The organism is Amycolatopsis sp. NPDC043885 (assembly GCF_056435685.1).
The window spans coordinates 571,143-589,346 of the sequence record NZ_JBWKEA010000002.1 but is presented as its reverse complement, the minus strand read 5'-3'; the positions used below and the strand labels follow the sequence as shown (position 1 = coordinate 589,346).

The 18,204-nt window shown below is 69.0% G+C and carries 19 protein-coding genes; 14 read left to right on the top strand and 5 right to left on the bottom strand.

Annotated features, from left to right (window positions below):
* Positions 1-109 precede the first annotated feature (109 nt).
* The gene (locus tag AC069I_RS12625; RefSeq protein WP_478230199.1) at positions 110-766 is read right to left on the bottom strand and encodes a TetR family transcriptional regulator; all 657 of its coding nucleotides are present in this window, start codon (positions 764-766) and stop codon (positions 110-112) included.
* Between the two features lie 89 nt (positions 767-855).
* Here AC069I_RS12625 and AC069I_RS12620 point away from each other — a divergent pair, with 89 nt between their 5' ends.
* The 5 genes from AC069I_RS12620 to AC069I_RS12600 all read left to right on the top strand — a co-directional run bounded on the left by AC069I_RS12620 (position 856) and on the right by AC069I_RS12600 (position 5,388).
* The gene (locus tag AC069I_RS12620; protein WP_478265458.1) at positions 856-1,947 is read left to right on the top strand and encodes a ferredoxin reductase; all 1,092 of its coding nucleotides are present in this window, start codon (positions 856-858) and stop codon (positions 1,945-1,947) included.
* Between the two features lie 13 nt (positions 1,948-1,960).
* A complete protein-coding gene (locus AC069I_RS12615; RefSeq protein WP_478265457.1) occupies positions 1,961-3,076 on the top strand; it encodes a fatty acid desaturase family protein in 1,116 nt (371 codons plus the stop codon).
* Between the two features lie 10 nt (positions 3,077-3,086).
* Entirely contained in the window at positions 3,087-3,287 is a 201-nt protein-coding gene (locus tag AC069I_RS12610; protein WP_340687415.1) for a hypothetical protein, read from the top strand.
* Between the two features lie 185 nt (positions 3,288-3,472).
* Entirely contained in the window at positions 3,473-4,735 is a 1,263-nt protein-coding gene (locus AC069I_RS12605) for a sensor histidine kinase (RefSeq protein ID WP_478265456.1), read from the top strand.
* 8 nt (positions 4,736-4,743) lie between these two features.
* The gene (locus tag AC069I_RS12600) at positions 4,744-5,388 is read left to right on the top strand and encodes a response regulator transcription factor (protein WP_125673115.1); all 645 of its coding nucleotides are present in this window, start codon (positions 4,744-4,746) and stop codon (positions 5,386-5,388) included.
* A 319-nt stretch (positions 5,389-5,707) separates the two neighbouring features.
* On the opposite strand, the gene AC069I_RS12595 is transcribed toward AC069I_RS12600, so the two are convergent.
* The gene (locus AC069I_RS12595) at positions 5,708-6,238 is read right to left on the bottom strand and encodes a GNAT family N-acetyltransferase (RefSeq protein ID WP_340687412.1); all 531 of its coding nucleotides are present in this window, start codon (positions 6,236-6,238) and stop codon (positions 5,708-5,710) included.
* 31 nt (positions 6,239-6,269) lie between these two features.
* On the opposite strand from AC069I_RS12595, the gene AC069I_RS12590 reads away from it, so the two are divergent.
* The 3 genes from AC069I_RS12590 to AC069I_RS12580 are packed head-to-tail and all read left to right on the top strand — an operon-like array spanning position 6,270 to position 7,949.
* Positions 6,270-6,833, top strand: coding sequence for a helix-turn-helix domain-containing protein (locus AC069I_RS12590; protein ID WP_478265455.1), 564 nt, complete (start codon positions 6,270-6,272; stop codon positions 6,831-6,833).
* A gap of 10 nt (positions 6,834-6,843) precedes the next feature.
* Positions 6,844-7,533, top strand: coding sequence for a DUF3626 domain-containing protein (locus AC069I_RS12585; protein ID WP_478265454.1), 690 nt, complete (start codon positions 6,844-6,846; stop codon positions 7,531-7,533).
* A gap of 5 nt (positions 7,534-7,538) precedes the next feature.
* The gene (locus AC069I_RS12580; protein ID WP_478230193.1) at positions 7,539-7,949 is read left to right on the top strand and encodes a secondary thiamine-phosphate synthase enzyme YjbQ; all 411 of its coding nucleotides are present in this window, start codon (positions 7,539-7,541) and stop codon (positions 7,947-7,949) included.
* Here the strand turns inward: AC069I_RS12580 and AC069I_RS12575 are convergent.
* Positions 7,887-8,885, bottom strand: a complete 999-nt coding sequence (locus AC069I_RS12575) for a YhgE/Pip domain-containing protein (protein WP_478265453.1) — start codon at positions 8,883-8,885, stop codon at positions 7,887-7,889. The two genes, AC069I_RS12580 and AC069I_RS12575, sit on opposite strands and share 63 nt — an antisense overlap.
* A 127-nt stretch (positions 8,886-9,012) precedes the next feature.
* Between AC069I_RS12575 and AC069I_RS12570 the strand changes: the two genes are divergently transcribed.
* From AC069I_RS12570 to AC069I_RS12555, 4 genes are all read left to right on the top strand, one after another.
* Positions 9,013-9,699: an HAD hydrolase-like protein gene (locus AC069I_RS12570; protein ID WP_478230233.1), complete on the top strand. Its 687-nt coding sequence runs from the start codon at positions 9,013-9,015 to the stop codon at positions 9,697-9,699.
* Between the two features lie 9 nt (positions 9,700-9,708).
* Complete coding sequence (locus AC069I_RS12565) at positions 9,709-10,620, top strand: DUF8017 domain-containing protein (RefSeq protein ID WP_478265452.1); 912 nt, start codon at positions 9,709-9,711, stop codon at positions 10,618-10,620.
* Entirely contained in the window at positions 10,617-11,468 is an 852-nt protein-coding gene (locus AC069I_RS12560) for a DUF8017 domain-containing protein (protein WP_478265451.1), read from the top strand. Before AC069I_RS12565 ends, AC069I_RS12560 begins: the two co-directional genes overlap by 4 nt.
* 71 nt (positions 11,469-11,539) lie before the next feature.
* The gene (locus AC069I_RS12555) at positions 11,540-13,753 is read left to right on the top strand and encodes a bifunctional lysylphosphatidylglycerol flippase/synthetase MprF (protein ID WP_478265450.1); all 2,214 of its coding nucleotides are present in this window, start codon (positions 11,540-11,542) and stop codon (positions 13,751-13,753) included.
* A gap of 32 nt (positions 13,754-13,785) precedes the next feature.
* On the opposite strand, the gene AC069I_RS12550 is transcribed toward AC069I_RS12555, so the two are convergent.
* Positions 13,786-14,712, bottom strand: a complete 927-nt coding sequence (locus AC069I_RS12550) for a DUF8017 domain-containing protein (RefSeq protein WP_478265449.1) — start codon at positions 14,710-14,712, stop codon at positions 13,786-13,788.
* Positions 14,712-16,460 carry a proline--tRNA ligase gene (locus AC069I_RS12545; protein ID WP_478230187.1) on the bottom strand — a complete coding sequence of 583 codons (1,749 nt, stop codon included), beginning with the start codon at positions 16,458-16,460 and terminating at the stop codon, positions 14,712-14,714. The genes AC069I_RS12550 and AC069I_RS12545 overlap by 1 nt, the downstream gene beginning before the upstream one ends.
* A 126-nt stretch (positions 16,461-16,586) precedes the next feature.
* Here AC069I_RS12545 and AC069I_RS12540 point away from each other — a divergent pair, with 126 nt between their 5' ends.
* Both AC069I_RS12540 and AC069I_RS12535 read left to right on the top strand, forming a co-directional pair.
* Positions 16,587-16,943 carry a VOC family protein gene (locus AC069I_RS12540; RefSeq protein WP_478265448.1) on the top strand — a complete coding sequence of 119 codons (357 nt, stop codon included), beginning with the start codon at positions 16,587-16,589 and terminating at the stop codon, positions 16,941-16,943.
* 28 nt (positions 16,944-16,971) lie between these two features.
* Positions 16,972-17,886 carry a 2-hydroxyacid dehydrogenase gene (locus AC069I_RS12535; protein WP_478265447.1) on the top strand — a complete coding sequence of 305 codons (915 nt, stop codon included), beginning with the start codon at positions 16,972-16,974 and terminating at the stop codon, positions 17,884-17,886.
* The last annotated feature ends 318 nt before the right edge of the window (positions 17,887-18,204 follow it).

The window sequence follows — 18,204 nt, the reverse complement described above, 5'->3', positions numbered from 1 at the left end:
GCTGAACGTATCCGGATGGCATCTTTCCGTGACATCGATCATCACGATCGATCCAGCCATCGATCCAGGTGCGCGACGTCATAAGGGGCTTATGGCAGCGCTTTCCGCATCACGGAACGCTGCGCCAGTTCGGCACGCCCAGAAAGATCAGCCGCAGCCGCCGTTCGGCCGTGCGCACGATCTCGTCGTCACGCGAAGGTGTTTCGAGCAGCTCCAGCACCGTCGTGAGCATGGTCGTCACGATCAGGTCGGCGAGCAGGTGGAGGTCTTCGGTGCTCCATTCGCGGAGATCGTCGAACCGCGCGAGGTCGACGGCGAGCTCGCTGACGAAGAGCTTGAGTTCGAACGCGATCGCCTGCCGGACCGGTCCCGTGCCGCCGTAACGCTCCCTGGTCAGGAAATGGAAGTGGTCCTCGTGCGCGCGTACGTGCTCGCGCAGGATGCGCACGGACGTCCTGATCATGTCGTTGTACGCGGTCGGTTTGGTGCGTGCCGACCGGATCATCGTGCGCAGCGTGCGCATCGACTCCTCGACGAGCGCCACGCCCAGTTCGTCCATCGACGCGAAATGGCGGTAGAACGCCGTCGGCACGATCCCGGCCTGCTTCGCCACCTCGCGCAGGCTGAGCCCGGAGAACCCTCGTTCCGCCACCAGATCCAGGGCAGCGTCCAGCAGCGCCTGCCGCGTGCGCTGCTTGCGCTCCTGCCGGGAAACGGGCTCCGTTGTCACGACGGACAGCGTAATCGCCTCGGCGGTATCACTCACGTCACATCGCCCTCCTCTCGCGTTGACAAGCGCGACCATCGCCACTTCACTATTGAGTGTACAAGCGTTCACTGAATTTGGGAGAAGTGATGACGGCACTGGTACCGCGCAGGGCCAGGCAGCTGGCCTCGCTGGCCGAGGCCCTGCTCACGCCCCATGGCATGGACCGCTACCTCGAACTCGTCGATCCGATGCTGGTCCGCCGTGAGATCCGCGGCCTGGTCACCGACGTCCGGCGGCAGACGCCCGACACGGTCACGCTGACCATCCGGCCGAGCCGCGCCTGGCGCGGACATGTCGCGGGCCAGTACGTGCGGGTGACCGTCGAGATCGACGGCGTCCGCCGGACTCGCTGCTACTCGCCCGCCGGTTCGGAGCACGACGGATCACTGGAACTGACCATCAAGGCCGACCCGCGGGGACTCGTCTCGCGGCACCTGAACCGCACGGTCACCATCGGTTCGGTGCTCGGACTGTCCACTCCGGACGGCGAGTTCACCCTGCCATCGCCGAGGCCCCGGCGGATCCTGCTGCTGAGCGGCGGAAGCGGGATCACTCCCGTCCTGTCGATGCTGCGCACGCTGGCGGACGAGAAACACGAGGGCGATCTCGCCTTCCTGCACTACTCCAACGGCGCCGAAGACGCGCTCTACCGCGCCGAGCTCGCCGACCTCGCGCGCCGCCTGCCGGGACTGCGGGTGGTACACGCGTTCACTCACGCCAAGACCGGCGGGGACCTGCACGGGTTCTTCTCGAAGGAACACCTCGCCGAGACCGCGCCGTGGTACCCCGACGCCGAAACCTTCCTGTGCGGTCCGAAGCCACTGATGGATTCGGTCCGCGAAGTCTTCGAGGCCGACGGCCTGGGTGCACATCTGCACACCGAGGAGTTCACGCCGCCGGCGCTCACCTTCGACACCGAAAACGCGGAAGGGCAGGTGCGGTTCGCGCGCAGCGGCCGCGAGTTCGCCAACTCCGGGAAACCGTTGCTGGATCAGGCCGAAGAGGCGGGGCTCAGCCCGGAACACGGCTGCCGGATGGGCATCTGCTTCTCCTGCACGCAGATCAAGACCTCCGGCTGCGTGCGCAACGCCAAGACCGGCGAGACCTCCAGCGAAGAGAACGAAGAGATCCAGCTCTGCATCTCCGTCCCGGTCGGGGACGTCGAGATCAACGCTTAGAAAGGAGCCCGTGATGACCGGCTTGCAGGACAAGCTCACCCCCGCCCAGGTCGAGGAGTTCGGCCGCGAACTGGACGAGATCCGGCGGCGGATCGTCGCCGATCTCGGCCAGGCCGACGTCGACTACATCCACAACGTCATCAAGACCCAGCGCGCGCTCGAGGTCACCGGCCGCGGGCTGCTGTTCGCCGGGTTCTTCCCGCCGGCGTGGGTCGCCGGGGTGACCGCGCTCTCGGTGGCGAAGATCCTCGACAACATGGAGATCGGCCACAACGTCATGCACGGCCAGTACGACTGGACGCGCGACCCGGCACTGAGCTCGCAGAAGTTCGAATGGGACACCGTCGCGCCGTCGGAGAACTGGCGACACTCCCACAACTACATCCACCACACGTACACGAACATCCTCGACAAGGACCGCGACATCGGTTACGGCGTCCTGCGGATGGACCCGGCACAGAAGTGGAACCCGTACTACCTGGGCAACCCGGTGTACGCGACGCTGCTCGCGCTGTTCTTCCAGTGGGGCGTCATGCTGCACGACCTCGAGTTCGACCGCGTCGTCAAGGGCGAGCGCAAGTGGTCGGACAACAAGGAGGTCGGCCTGAAGATGCTCAAGAAGGCAGGCCGCCAGGTCGGCAAGGACTACGTGCTGTTCCCGCTGCTGACCGGTCCGCTCGCGCCGCTGACCTTCCTGGGCAACGCCACCGCGAACCTGACCCGCAACCTGTGGGCGTTCTCGATCATCTTCTGCGGGCACTTCCCCGCCGACGTCGAGAGCTTCACCGAGGAGGAGACCGAGAACGAGTCGCGGGGCCAGTGGTACCTGCGGCAGATCCTCGGCTCGGCGAACATCACCGGCGGCAAGCTCTTCCACATCATGACCGGGAACCTCTCGCACCAGATCGAGCACCACCTGTTCCCGGACATCCCGGCGCGCCGCTACCCGGAGATCGCGGGCGAGGTGCGGGCGATCTGCGAGAAGTACGGCCTGCCGTACAACACCGGCCCCCTGCACAAGCAGCTGTTCTCGGTGGCGAAGAAGATCGTGAAACTGGCCCTTCCGTGGAACGGTGAGCCCCGCACTCCGGCTACCGTGGAGAGCGACAAGACCCTCCGAGCGGCTTAAGGTGTCTGACATGGTCGGTCAGTTCGAAAGCACCAAGGACGTGGTCCAAGAGGTCACCGAGTCCGCGGCCACCCACATCGGCAACATCGCGACGATCATCACCGGCGCGATCCGGGACATCGCCCGCGAGACCGGCGACTGGCTGACGGACGTCATCGAGATGCGCGAGGCGTCCCAGCGGGCGCAGGCGGACGAGAGCCGCGAAGACTAGCGGAGTCGCGCCCGGCTGAGGTCGGCTATGCGGGGCTGTGTGGATTTCGGGACGTTGGATGACCCGAAATCCACACAGTCGTGATCACTGTCGGGTGACGGCACGAGCGCGCCGGAGTGAGTTCTAGACGAAGATTACGGAAAACCGGATGGGCACGAGCCGGGTGGCCACGGCAGGCTGAAGCCGTGATCACCCACCTCGCCCTGACTCGACGCGTCCTCAGCGCACAGCTGAGCCGCGCGTACTGGGCCGAGCTGGCATGGGTGATCATCGGTGCGCCGCTGACGCTGGCGTTCGTGGTGCTCGTCGTCGTCGGGCTGCTCCTCGGCTTCGGCCTGAGCCTGCTCACCATCGGGCTGCCGGTGCTCATCGGCGTCCTGGCGGGCGCGCGGCTGATCGGCATCGCCCACGTCGGCCTGGCGCGTGCCCTGCTCGGGACGACGGTCACCCCGCCTGCCCGGCCCGAACCGCGGCCAGGCCTCTGGAACGGCGTGAAAGGGCGGCTCGGGGATCCTCTCGGCTGGCGGTCGATCGCCTATCTGATGATCCGGCTGCCGCTGTCGTTGATCGAGTTGTTCCTGGTCGCGACCCTCTTCGTGTACGCCGTGAGCACGCTGAGCTATCCGCTGTTCTGGTTCACCCTGAACGGCGAGGCCATGCCGACGTTCGACCTCCGCGTCGACACCTGGCCCCTCACCCTGCTGCTCGCCGTCACCGGGCTGGCCGTCCTCCTGGCGATGCCGTGGGTGGTCCACGGTCTCACCGAATTCGACCGCCTGCTGGTGCGCGGAGTCCTCGGCGCCGAGGACCTCTCCCAACGCGTCCGCGACCTCGAACGCAGCCGCGCGACCGCGGTCGACGACGCGGCGCGGCGGCTGCGCCGGATCGAACGCGACCTGCACGACGGCGCGCAGGCCCAGCTGGTCGCGCTGGCGATGAAACTCGGCATCGCGAAGGACGAGCTGGCAGGCGGCGGCGACATCGAGCAGGTCACCGCCCTGGTCACAGCCGCGCACGCCAACGCGAAACAAGCCCTGGTCGAGCTGCGCGACCTCGCCCGAGGGATCCATCCCGCCGCGCTCGACGCGGGCCTCGACGTCGCTCTGTCCACTTTGGCCGCGGGCTCGGGCATCGACGCGCGGATCACCGTGGACCTGCCGGACCGGCCTTCGCCGTCGATCGAGACCATCGTCTACTTCACCGTGGCCGAGCTGCTGACGAATGCCGCCAAACACACTTCCTCCGCGATCGAGGTCGACGTGGGTATCGTCGGCGAAGACCTGCGGCTCGTGGTGCGCGACGCCGGCGAAGGCGGGGCCCGGCCAGTACGCGGCGGAGGGCTCGCCGGGATCGCCGAGCGGCTCGCGACGGTGGACGGCGGGCTCGACATCGACAGCCCTCCGGGAGGGCCTACGGTGATCAGCGCGGAAATACCGATACGGAAATAGGGGGCGGCGTGCGCGTCGTGATCGCGGAGGATTCGGCCATCCTCCGGGCGGGGCTCGTCGAACTGCTGAACCTTCGGGGGCACGAGGTCGTCGCGGCCGTCGCCGACGGGGACAGCCTGTGCGCGGCGGTGCGTGAACACCGCCCCGATGTGTCCATTGTGGATATCCGGATGCCGCCGACGCACACCGACGAGGGGCTGCGTGCGTCCATCGCGCTGCGCGCTGAACTGCCGGGATGCGCGATTCTGCTGTTCTCGCAGTACGTCGAGACGCAGTACGCGACGGAACTCCTGGCGGACCGCGCGGGCGGTGTCGGCTACCTGCTGAAGGACCGCGTCGCGGAGGTGTCGGATTTCCTCGACGCGCTCCGGCGGGTGGCCGACGGCGAGACCGTGCTCGACCCGGAAGTGGTCAGCCAGCTGTTCACCGCCACCCGGAAGACGGACGCGCTCGCCGGTCTGACGCCGCGGGAGCGTGAAGTGCTGGGCTTGATGGCCGAAGGGCGGTCGAACTCGGCCATCGCGGCGGCGCTGTTCCTTTCGGCGGGCTCGGTGGAGAAGTACGTATCGAGCATCTTCGGGAAGCTGGCGCTGCCCCAGTCCGAAGGGGACAACCGACGGGTTCTCGCCGTGCTGCGGTATCTGGAGTCCTAAGAAAAGGGCCGAAGGGGACCTTCCCGCATCTCGTGCGATGAAGGGCGCTTTCGCTGCATCGCACGAGCCTGTTGGCGCATTCGTGGCTGCGCGGAGGATCCCGGTCGTCGCGTGATCTTAAGGCGATCACGCGTGACAGGAGGGCGATCTCGCGTGATCGGACACGGAACTCACGGCGGATCCGGCCATGGGCGAGTTCCGCCTCCAGCCACGCGAGATCGGTGTCCGATCACGGATGATGTCCGTCGACGTGAACCGCCAGGCCACGAATTCGCCAACAGCGTCATCGCATGCGGGGAAAGTCCCCTTCGGCCCCGGCTTATCGAGGTTCCACCGGAACCCCGTCCGGCTGCGGCAGGCACAGCTGCACCCACGCGACATCGCGCCATGCCCCGTGTTTGTACCCGATCCGCCGGTACGTCCCCACCGGCTCGAAGCCCAGCGCGCGGTGCAGCCCGGCGCTCGCGTCGTTCGGGAGCACCATTCCCGCGCAGAAGTTCCGGAAACCGCGCGACGCCAGCCTGTCCAGCAGCGCCTGATAAAGCGCGCGTCCGCCGCCTGTCCTCCGGCGGCCGAGCTCCAGATAGATGCTGACCTCACACGACCACCGATAAGAAGGGCGGCCGCTGAAGGGGCCTCCGTAGGCGTAGCCGGCGACACGGCCTTCGTCGTCTTCGAGCACAAGCCATGCGTGTGAGCGCTGTGCCTTGGCGATGCGCTCGGCCATCTCGTCCGGCTTGGGCGGCTCGGTCTCGAACGAGATCACCGTGTCGGTGACATACGGCGCGTAGATCTCCGCGCACGCCGTCGCGTCGGCTTCCGTCGCATCCCTGATCACCATGGAGACCATAGTAACCGAGACTGCCACTATAGTGAGCAGCATGTCCGATCCCTTGTCCGCGTCGCTCGCCGCGACGCTCCAGTCCGCGAGACTCGACCAGAACCTTTCGGCCAACGCCCTCGCCGAGATGTCGGGCGTGTCCAGGGCGATGATCGGCAAGATCGAACGGGGCGAGGCGCAGCCGACGGCGGTCCTGCTCAGCAGGCTTTCCGCCGCGCTCGGGATGACGTTGTCCGAGCTGATCGCCCGCGCCGAACACGGCGACCGGCGCGTCGTGCGCGCCGCCGATCAGCCGACTTGGACCGACCCCGACACCGGGTACGTGCGCCGCGCGGTGTCGCCCACGCTCGGCGGGCCGCTGGAACTGGTCGAGGTCGTGCTGCCCGCGGGCGCCGAGGTCGCCTTCCCCGCCCACACCTATGCGCTGACCCATCACCAGATCTGGGTGCTCGACGGGCATCTGCGCTTCCGCGAGGGCGACGTCGAGCACGAACTCGACGCCGGCGACTGCCTTCAGCTCGGCACCCCCAAACCGTGCGCCTACGTCAACCCGACCGGCGAACCGGTCCGATATCTGGTCGCCCTCGCCCGGCGGCACGCCTGATACTCGGCTGATGAACCAGTGGGCACTTGCGTACGTCGCGGCGAAAGCACGCGGTGGGCACGAGGCCGGGCTGCCGGTGACGCTGCACTTCCATCCGGACAGGTCCACAATGGACGGACTTCCGCCGCTGGCGGCGATGGCCGAGGACGGGTTCTACCGCAACCAGTTCGAAACCGGGACCAGCAACGGAGGACTCACCGCACATCCCGGCGGAGATCGCCGGCACTGGGAGAGCCGGATGTTCGGCGGCGCCTACGACGACGCGCCCGCCGCCGAACGGCCGAAGCTGAACCCGGCGGATTTCGGCTGCGGCACCAGGGTTTCCGCACTGATCGCGCTGGCGGAGCAGGACGACTCCGATCTTCTCGACGACTACATCGAGGCACACGTCCACGGTCCGGTCGATCTCACGAAGGACGTCGAAGCCCTCGTTCTCGACCCGAGCCACCGCGGCACCGACGTCGAAAAGGCCGCGTCGAGGCTCGGCTGCCCGGTCGAATGGCATCCCGGTTTCCGCCTGTCCACCGAAGAACTCGAACGGCATCCCGGATACCGTGGTCCCGAATTCGTCGAACTCGGCCTGGCACTGGCCGAAGACGGCTACCTCGACCCTCGGGTCCTCGGCGAAGCCCGCGACGTCGACCAGCAGGCCCTCAAACGCGTCTGGCACTACGTGGCGCGCTTCGGGGCACTACCGTGAAGAGCATGTATTCCACGGAGATCGAGGTGCGCACCGGCAGCGTGGCCGTGGTGCACGACCTGACCAAGGACGCCGAGGCCTTCCTGCGCGACGCGGACGCCGAGGACGGGATCCTGCACGTCTTCGTCCCGCACGCGACGTCCGGGCTGGCGATCCTCGAGACCGGCGCCGGCAGCGACGAAGACCTGCTCACGGCGCTCGACGAACTGCTCCCCCGCGACGGCCGCTGGCGGCACCAGCACGGCAGTCCCGGTCACGGCCGTGACCACGTCCTGCCAGCGCTGCTGCCGCCGTTCGCGACGATCCCGGTGCTCGGCGGGGCGATGACGCTGGGCACCTGGCAGTCGGTCTGCCTAGTGGACACCAACCTGGACAACCCGGTCCGGCGTGTCCGCTTCAGCCTTCTGGAGGGCTGACCGGCCCGGCCACAGCGCGAGCACCAGCCCCACCGCGAGCAGTCCGCCGAGCACCCACACCCCGGTCGTGACGTCCGGCGCGCCGGGCACGCCCTGCAGCAGGCTCCGGAGCCCTTCCGCGGCGAACCGGAACGGCGTCCAGGACCACAGCACCGCGCGGTACGCGGGGTTCAGCAGCTCCGGTACCTGACCCGCGACGGCGGGCGCGACCAGGTACAGCGGGCCGAGGATCGCCATCGCCCGTACGCCGAGCAGTCGCAGCAGGCCGGTCTGCAGGGCCGCGAACGCGGTCGAGGACAGGAAAAGAAAGCCCAGGACGTCCCAGCCGAGCGGGAGCGCGGGGTCCCACAGCTTCAGGAACCCGGCCAGCACACCGGTGACCAGCACGCCCGCCGAAACGATCTGTGTGAAGCGTGCGGCGACTCCCGCATCCCTGCCGATCCGTCGTCCGGCCAGGATCAGCACGGCGCCCGCGGCCAGGCAGCCGACCCAAGCGAGCGCACTCAACGCGAGCGGCGCGACCCGGCCCGCCGCACTCGCGGGATATAGCGTTTCGACCTTCGGCGTCCCGCCGAGTGCCTGCGCGGCGCCGGTCAGTACCTGCTGCGCGATCTGCGTTCCGGACGGATTCACCGCGCCGGAGACCACGACCGTCGACGGCAGTTCGAGAATGCCGTAGACCTCCTTGTCCGCCAACAGTTTCCGCCCCTCCTCGGGTGAGGTCACCCGCCACGAGACCTGGCCGCCGCCACGGGAGGCGATCCCCTGCGCGGCCGCCTCGAGGGGACCCGGGGGCGCGGCAACGGCGATGGGCAGCCCGTCGGGCGCGACGGTGGCCTGCGCGCCGAAGGTGAGAAAGCCGAGCACGACGGCGACCAGCGCACCGGCCACCGCGGCGAGTAAGGCGAAGGCCCCGGCGGGGCGACGGTTCGACATGACCGTCCTCCATTTATTCTTCGTCTGTTGAATTAGCTGTCAAGGTAGGCCTCTCGCCCACGGAAGTCAACAGACGTTGAATAAGCTCACCGGTACCGTCGACCGCGTGACTACTCCGCACCGGCTCGTGCTGTGGGACATCGACCAGACCCTCGTGGACCTGCGCGGCATCGGCGCCGCCTGGTACACGACCGCGCTCGCCGAGGTCGCCGGCGTCGAACTGCGGGCGTTGCCGAATTTCGGCGGCCGCACCGAACGCGCCATCAGCGCGGACATCCTGACCTCGCACGGCGTCGAGCCCACCGAGGAGAACGTGCGCAAGCTCTGGCTCGCGCTGATCGCGGTCTCCGAGAGCCACGCCCCGACACTGGCTTCGAGCGGCCGGGCGCTCCCGGGCGCGAAGGACGCGCTGAACGCCTTCGCGACGCATGGCGGCGTCGTCCAGACACTGGTCACCGGGAATCTGCCGGAGATCTCCGTGCACAAGCTGACCGCGTTCGACCTGCACGAGCACGTGGACTTCGAGATCGGCGGTTACGGCTCGCTCTCGGCGCACCGCCCCGATCTGGTGCCCGCCGCCGTCGGCCACGCTTCGGCGAAGCACGGCACCGATTTCGCGCCGGCGTCGGTCGTCGTCATCGGCGACACCCCGGACGACGTGCGGGCCGCGCTCGACAACGGCGCCGTCGCGGTGGCCGTGGCGACCGGGCAGTTCAGCGCGGAGGAACTGGCCGACGCGGGCGCGCACACCGTGCTCGGAGACCTGTCCGACCTGGCAGCGGTACGTGCGGCCGTGCTCGGGGACGTTAACTAAGCTCGCTTCATGGCATACCCAGGCGGCAACGGCTGGCCGGAGCAGCAACCGCAACAGCCCTACCAGCAGCAACCCCCGCAGCAGGGCTACCCACCCCAGTACGCCCAGCAGCAGTACCAGGGTTACCAGCAGTTCCCGCAGCAGACGTACCAGGGGTTCGCGCCGGAGCCGCCGAAGAAGGGCAACAAGGGGCTGTGGATCGGCCTCGGCGCGCTGGTCCTGGTGATCGCCGTGGGCGCCACACTCTTCTTCGTCCTGCGAGACGGCGAGGAGCCGCAGCCCCAGGCCGGGCCGCCGCCTTCCTCCGCGCCGGTGCCGCCGTCGTCTTCGGCGTCGAAGCCGCCGTCCTCGAGCAGTGGTGCCCCGAAGGACAACAAAGTGCCCTCGACGACGCCTGGCTGGCAGGGGATCCTGGCAGTGAAGGACAAAACCGCCTACGACCTGCCCCCGTCGGGCTGGGAGACCAAGCCGGGCCAGATCGTCGGCTACAACGAGGGCGAGTTCAAGATGGTCATCCACGAGGCGTCGACGTACAAACTCGGCGCCTGCCCGGATGCCCGCGGCTCGAACCGCGGTGTCGTCGGCTTCGCCACCGCGGACCGGATCCCGGTCGAGAACGCCGCCAGGGGCGCCGTCCGGCTCTGGATCCAGTCCGCCACCGGCAAGCCCGACGTCCCGATGCCCGCCATCACGCAGGTGCCGATCGCGAGCGGGTCGATCCAGGCGGTCAGCTCGACCGGGACGTTCACCCCTGCCGAAACCGAGGACTGCCGGGCGCCGAGCGTGAAGGTCACTTCGGCCGCGTTCAAGTCCGGCGACCAGACCATCTGCTTCGTCATGGCCATCGACCAGGGCACACCGGACGCGCTGCCCGAGGCGGACGCCCAGAAGATCCTCGCGAGTTTGAGGCCGCAGCAATGACCGGCCCCGGTGGGCGGATCGACGAACCTCGGCCGTGGTTCGTCGATCCGCTCACCGGGCAGCCACTCGAAACCGAAGCCGAGCAGACGAGGCCGCTCCCGGTCGTCCGGGACGCCGTCCCGCCGCGCCGTCGCTTCCGCATCAGGCCGACGCTGGGTGTCCTCGGGCTGGCCGTCGTCCTCGCCGTCGGCACGACGGCCACCTACCAGGCCAAGACCGCGCCTCCACCGCCGTCCGCCCACGATCTCGTCCTGTCCGACCCGGCGCCCGCCACGCGGATCCGGCCCGTGATCGCGGGCTGGCAACCGGTGGTGTCCGACGATCATCCGTTCGTCTACGACGTCCCGCCCGACTGGAAGATCGAAGAGCCCGACGTCGCCATCGGCTACGAGACTCCGGCCGGGGACCTCGTCACCCTGCAGGGGGTCGCGCGGTTCCGCCGCGCCTTCTGCCCCAGCACCGATCTCTCGGCACGCGCGACGGCGGGATTCACCACCATCGACGAGGGTGAAGTCGGCGGCCTCGCCCAAGCCGCCGAGGAAACGACGCTGCGCTGGGCCGAAGCGGCGTACGGACGCTCCCCGAAAGCGGAGATCGGCGAAACCGGTCCGGTGCCGCTCCTGGACGGCGGGACGACCGCCACCGCCGTGACCACCACCGTCGTCCCGGCCCCGGACGGCCCGTGCCCCGCCCCGTCGGTCGCGATCACCGCGATCGCCCTCCCCCTGCGCGCGCTGCCCGGATCAGGCCGCTACCACGTCCTCCTGGTACTGGCGGACCAGGAGATCCCCGGCGCGATAGCCAGGGGTGTCGTCCTCAAGATGGGTGAGAGCATCCGTCGCGAGTAGCACGCCCCTAAGGGAAAAATGGGTCCCGTGCCGGATGTGTCCGAGCACCTCCCGGACCTAATTTGAGTTCCATGCCAAAAGGGGGAAGCGGGACGGCCGCGCCGGGCCGGACGCACAAGATCGCCACGGTGCTGAGGCACCGGCTGCCTTTCACCAGCCTCGTCACGCTGACCATGCTCGCGCTCGCCTTGGCCACGGGCGCGCTCTGGTCGGCCGCCGAGGACCGCGCGGTGTACCCGTACATCGCGTATGGGCTGCCGTCGCTCGAATCAGGCCGGTGGTGGACCTTGTTCACCGGACCGCTGTTCGCGGTCGTCCCGCTGTACTACCTGCCGATGGTGCTCAGCTTCGCGTTGTTCGCCGGGTTCGCGGAATGGCGGCTCGGCACCCGGCGGGCGATGGCCGTCGCCATCGGCGGCCAGTTCGTCAGTGTGCTCGTGGCGGTCCAGTTCCTGGCGCTGAGCCGCAACTCCGGCTGGGAATGGGCGGAACGGGTCGCGGGCAGCCTCGACGTCGGGTTCTCCGGCGGCGCGCTCGCCGCGGTCGCGGTCGCCAGCGCCACCCTGCGCCCGCCGTGGCGCCTGCGGTTGCGTGCCGGCCTGTGCGTCTACGCCGGGGTCGCGATCATCTTCGTCGGCACGCTCGCCGACCTCGTGCACTTCTTCGCCCTCGTCCTCGCCCTGCCGTTCGGCCGGAAGCTGCTCGGTGCCAAGGATTCCTCGCGTGAACGGCGGCCGAGCCTGCGCGAGTGGCGGTTCTACGTCGTGGCCGGTCTGCTGGTGCTGACGGTCGCCGAACTGGTGATGTCCTTCGTACCGGGCAACGGCCCCTTCGGTTCGTCCGAAGAGCTTTCGCTGTCCACCTGGGAAGTCGTCGTCCTGTGCTTGATCGTGGTGCCGATCATGAACGGCCTGCGCAAGGGCAGCCAGGTCGCCTGGTGGTGCGCGATGATCCTGACCTCGTTCGTCATCCTGCAGGTGATGGTCTACGGCGGGGTGCTCACGCTGGCGGAGATCTTCGGTGAGGACGCCGGCGTGGTGGATCCGCCGCTGTTCTTCGTGGACAACCTGCTCTGGACGGTCGAATTCGCGCTGCTGGTCTCTTCGCGTGGCGCCTTCCGGGTGCCGTCGCGACGGAAGTGCCGCCGTCTCGGCCGGATGGGCAACCCCGCGCTGGCCCGCACGCTGCTCAGCCGCCACGGCGGGAGCACGCTTTCGTGGATGACGACCTGGCCGCAGAACTCGTACTTCGTGGCCGCGGACGGCAAGTCCTACCTCGCCTACCGGCGGCACGCCGGGGTCGCCATCGCCCTCGGCGACCCGATCGCCCCGGACGGCGCCGCCGACCGGACGATCGCCGAGTTCATCACGATGTGCGAGAACACCGGTCTCGTGCCGTGCCTGTTCTCCGCCACCGGCGACATCACCGCCAAGACCGAAGAGCTCGGCTGGAAGCAGGTCCAGGTCGCCGAGGACACCCTGATCGAACTCGAAACGCTGGAGTTCCGTGGCAAGCGCTGGCAGGACGTGCGGACCGCGCTCAACCGGGCCAAGAAGGACGGCATCGAGTTCCGGCTCGTCCGGCTCGCCGACCAGCCACGCGCGGTGATCTCGCAGGTCCGCGCGATCTCCGAGGAGTGGATCAGCGACAAGGGCATGCCGGAAATGGGCTTCACCCTCGGCGGGGTCGACGAGGCGATGGATCCCGAGACCCGCGTGGGTCTCGCGGTGGACGCCGACGGCGTGGTCCACGGCGTGACATCGTGGCTGCCGGTCCACACCGGCGCGGGCGCGATCGGCGGCTGGACACTCGACGTCATGCGCAAACGCGCCGACGGATTCCGCCCGTCGATGGAGTTCCTGATCGCGTCGTCGTGCCTGGCCTTCCGCGAGGAAGGCGCGAAGTTCGTCTCGCTGTCCGGCGCCCCGCTGGCGAGCTCCGGCGAACCCGCGCACGCCGTCGAGCGGGTACTGGACGCGCTCGGCACGATGATGGAGCCGTTCTACGGCTTCCGTTCGCTGCACGCGTTCAAGGCGAAGTTCCAGCCGCGCCACGTGCCGCTGTACCTCGCGTTCCGCGACGAGGCGGACCTGCCGCGGATCGGGATCGCGCTCGGCCGGGCGTATCTGCCGAACACCGGGCTGCTGCGGCTGGCGAAGCTCGCGCGGTCGGGCAAGAAACCTCAGCGCCTATCGGTGGACCCGCGTCCACGATCGACGTCGGCGGGGCGCGGGCTGGTAGCCCACGTCGCGGTGGGCGAACAGGGCGCCCTGCCACCGCGATAGTGGGGCCTACGGCCGGCGCGGGTTCGTCAGCCTCAGCGCAGGGTCGAAGGCGGCGGCGTGATGGTCTTGCGGTCGGCCTCCGGGACACCCCGGTAGGTCTTGAGGATCTTCAGGATCAGCTCGCGGTCCGCACCGCCCGGCGCGTCCTGGCCCGAATAGACGGCCAGGGCCGCCGAGGCTTCGCCCAGTTCCGGCGCGATCACTCCGACCAGGGCGCGCTGGGCGCCACACGGTCCCGGCGGGGTGACGACCTCCGCGAGAACGATGCTCGCGGGGACTTTCTTGCCGGTACCGAGGGTGAACTCGGTCGTCTGGGGCGGTTCCGGGGTGATCTTGGCGGTCAGCGGGCCGTTCTCCGGGTTGTAGGCGCTGACCGCGAGGTCGTCGACCGCCTTCTTCGCCGCGGCGGCTGGATCGGCGAGCTTGATGTTGGCCACGCCGGCGCCGCCGATCCTGCTTCGCTTCTCCTGCGGGCAGTAACCCTCGCCGACGAAGGCGCTGGCGACCATGGTGATGCCCGGGACCTGGGTGCCCTTCTCCCAGCCGTGGATCGTGCCGGGTTTCGGCGTCCAGTTCGGCGGGACGTCGTAGGCGTAGACGCCGTCCTTCCCGGCCACCGACTGCCAGCCTTCGGTCACCGGCGGCGCGACGACCCGAGGCGAAGGCGTGTAGACGACCGGGGCCCGGGTGGTCGGCGCGCTGCTGTCCGACGACCTGTCACTGTTGTTCGCGAGCGCGGCGACCGCGATGACACCGATCGTCGCGAAGAAGCCGTACATAGCCCTTCGCCCGCTCCGCGACATCGGCTGCTTCGCGGGCTTCTCCGGCTCTGGTTCAGGAGCCGGGGTCTCGGGAGCTGGCGTGTAGCCGGACGAGTCCGAGGGCTGATAGCCCCCGAACCCGTCCAGCGCCGCGTTGTCCTCGTAGCCTGGGGAATCCCGGCGCTTCTTGCCGAACATTACGAACGGACGAGCTTGACCAGGTGCTCCACGACGGCGTCGACGGCGATCTCCTCGCGGTCGCCGGTGCGGCGGTCCTTGACCTCGACGACGCCGTTCGCCAGGCCGCGCCCGACGACGAGGATCGTCGGCACACCGACGAGTTCGGCGTCCGCGAACTTCACGCCGGGGGTGGCCTTGCGGTCGTCGAGGACGACCTCGATGCCGGCGGCGTCCAGTTCGGCGGCGAGCTTCTCGGCGCCCGCGGCGACCGTCTCGTCCTTGCCCGCGATGACGACGTGCACGTCGAACGGCGAGACCTCGCGCGGCCAGACGATGCCGAGGTCGTCGTGGTTCTGCTCGGCGAGCACGCCGACCAGCCGCGAGACGCCGACGCCGTACGAACCCATGGTGATGCGGATGGGCTTGGAGTCCGGGCCCAGCGCGTCGAGTTCGAACGCGTCCGCGTACTTGCGGCCCAGCTGGAAGATGTGCCCGATCTCGATACCGCGCGCGGCGACCAGGGTGCCCTTGCCGTCGGGCGACGCGTCGCCCTCGCGGACCTCGGCGGCCTCGATCGTGCCGTCACCGGTGAAGTCGCGGCCCGCGACCAGGTCGACCACGTGGTGGTCGCGCTCGTCGGCGCCGGTGACCCAAGCGGTGCCGTCGACGACGCGCGGGTCGAGCAGGTAGCGGACGCCGTTGTCCTTCAGCGCCTTCGGGCCGATGTAGCCCTTGACGAGGAAGGGGTTCTTGGCGAAGTCGGCCTCTTCGAGCAGCTCGAACTCGGCGGGCTCGAGCGACGCTTCGAGACGCTTCGTGTCGACCTCGCGGTCGCCGGGGAGGCCGATGGCCAGCAGCTCCCACTCCTTCGCGCCCGGCTGGCGGGTCTTCACCAGGACGTTCTTGAGCGTGTCCGCGGCGGTGAAGGTGCGGCCGAGGTCTGCGTTGTTGAGGAACGTGACCAGCGACTCGATGGTCGGGGTGTCCGGCGTGTGATGGACCTTCGCCTCGGGCAGGCCCTCGATCGGCTTCGCCTCGGGAGCGGGCGTGGTGACCGCTTCGACGTTGGCCGCGTACCCCGATTCGGTGCTGCGGACGTAGGTGTCCTCGCCCGTCTCGGCGACGGCGAGGAACTCTTCGGAGGCCGAGCCGCCCATCGCGCCGGAGGTCGCCTTCACGACGACGTACTCGATGCCGAGGCGGTCGAACAGCTTCGTGTACGCCTGGCGGTGCAGCTCGTACGACTTCGTCAAGCCCTCGTCGTCGAGGTCGAAGGAGTAGGAGTCCTTCATGACGAACTCGCGGCCGCGCAGGATGCCGGCGCGGGGGCGTGCCTCGTCGCGGTACTTCGTCTGGATTTGGTACAGGACGACCGGGTAATCCTTGTACGAGCTGTATTCACCCTTCACGGTGAGCGCGAAGAGCTCTTCGTGCGTCGGGCCGAGGAGGTAGTCGGCGCCCTTGCGGTCCTTGAGGCGGAACAACGCGTCGCCGTACTCGGTCCAACGGCCGGTGGCCTCGTAAGGTTCCTTCGGCAGCAGCGCGGGGAACTGGATCTCCTGCGCGCCGATGGCGTTCATCTCTTCGCGGACGACGTTCTCGATACGGCGCAGCACCCGCAGGCCCAGCGGCAGCCAGGAGTAGCCGCCCGGGGCCACCCGGCGGACGTAGCCGGCGCGTACCAGGAGCCGGTGGCTCGGTACCTCGGCGTCCGCCGGATCCTCACGCAGGGTGCGAAGGAACAACGACGACATCCTGGTGATCACTTCTGGGCTCCTCGCTGGAATTACGTGCTGAGACGTTCTGCGCAGCGTAGTCACCCCGCCCGGGGACGGTTCAACCGGTTATCGCGGGCGCCCGGTTTTGTCGGTGGGCGCCGCTAGCGTGCCGCCATGGGTATCGAACTGGGCATGGTCACGATCGACTGCGCGGATCCGCGCGGGCTCGCGGAGTTCTGGACGAAGGCGCTCGGGGTCGAGGTGGATCAGGACCACGACGGCGAGTTCCTGATCCTGCACGCCAAGAAGGAGAACGGGCCGGTGTTCGCCTTCCAGCGCGTGCCGGAGGAGCGGGCGGGCAAGAACCGGGTCCACATGGACTTCGGTACCGACGACGTGGAGAAGGAGGTGGAGCGTCTGGTCGGGCTGGGCGCGAAGAAGCTGGACAGGCACGAGATGCCGGGCTTCGCCTGGACGGTGCTGGCCGATCCCGTCGGCAACGAGTTCTGCGTCGCGGCCCACGGAGGGTGACGCCGGTCGTGACGGCCAGAATGGCGGCATGACGGAGCGAGCCATCCTGCCCTGGTCCGACATCGAGCTGCCCGAGGGGCTGAGCGCGCGGCTCTACGACGGTAGGGGTCCGCTGCCGGACGAGGGCCTCGATGACGTCGAGGTCTACGTGCTGCCGTACGACACCGGTGCCGAGCCGATGAAGCAGCTCTCCCGGCTTCCGTCGCTGAAGCTCGTGCAGTCGTTGTCGGCCGGGGTCGAGAAGCTGTTCCCGCTGGTGCCGGCGGGGGTACGGCTGGCCAACGGCCGCGGCCTGCACGACCTCAGCGTGGCCGAACACGCGCTGGCGCTGATCCACGCGTCGCAGCGGGATCTGCCGCGCTGGTTCGCGCAGCAGGCGACGGCGTCGTGGGAGCGCGAGCACACGCGTTCGCTGGCCGACAGCCGGGTGCTGCTGGTCGGCCACGGCTCGATCGGCCAGGCCATCGAGCGGCAACTGGTCGCCGCCGAAGCGATCGTGACCAGGGTGGCGAGCACGGCCCGGCCCGCGGAACGCGTGCACGGTGTGGCCGAACTGCCGGAACTGCTGCCGTCCGCCGACATCGTGGTCCTGATCCTGCCCGAAACGCCCGCGACCATGGGCCTGTTCGGTGCCGCGGAACTCGCCGCGCTGCCGGACGGCGCCCTGGTGGTGAACGTCGGGCGGGGCTCGGCGATCGACACCGCGGCGCTCACGGCCGAGGCCGTCTCCGGGCGTCTTCGTGCCGCGCTGGACGTCGTCGATCCGGAACCGCTGCCCGCCGGGCATCCACTGTGGACCGCGCCGGGAGTGATCATCACGCCGCATATCGCGGGCGGGTCGGCGTCGTTCTACCCGCGCGCGAAGCGGCTGGTCGCCGAGCAGTTGCGCCGGTACGCCGCCGGCGAGGAGCCGCTGAACCTCGTGAACGGTAAGGACGGTTAGAACCGTCCTAGCCACTCACGAGCCCTGTCTCCGAGCCGAGGTGTCGCTCCCCCGCCGGAGGCGTCACTGTGGCTTTCGCAACGCGCCTCGACCTCGGCGCGCCAAGGAGCAAGCCGGCTCCGCGTACCCCACGCACGTGAAGCACAGGCCCTCCACAAGCCTTGTGGCCAGGTGAGCGCTACGGGCACCGCAGCGTGGCCGGTCCGGGTGGTCGTGGGGGGGGGGTTTGGGTTTTCCCCCAACCCCCCCCCCCCACCCCCCCCCACCCAACAAAACCCGAAGAGAAAACGGCTTAAATCCAATCCCCTGGTGGGCAAT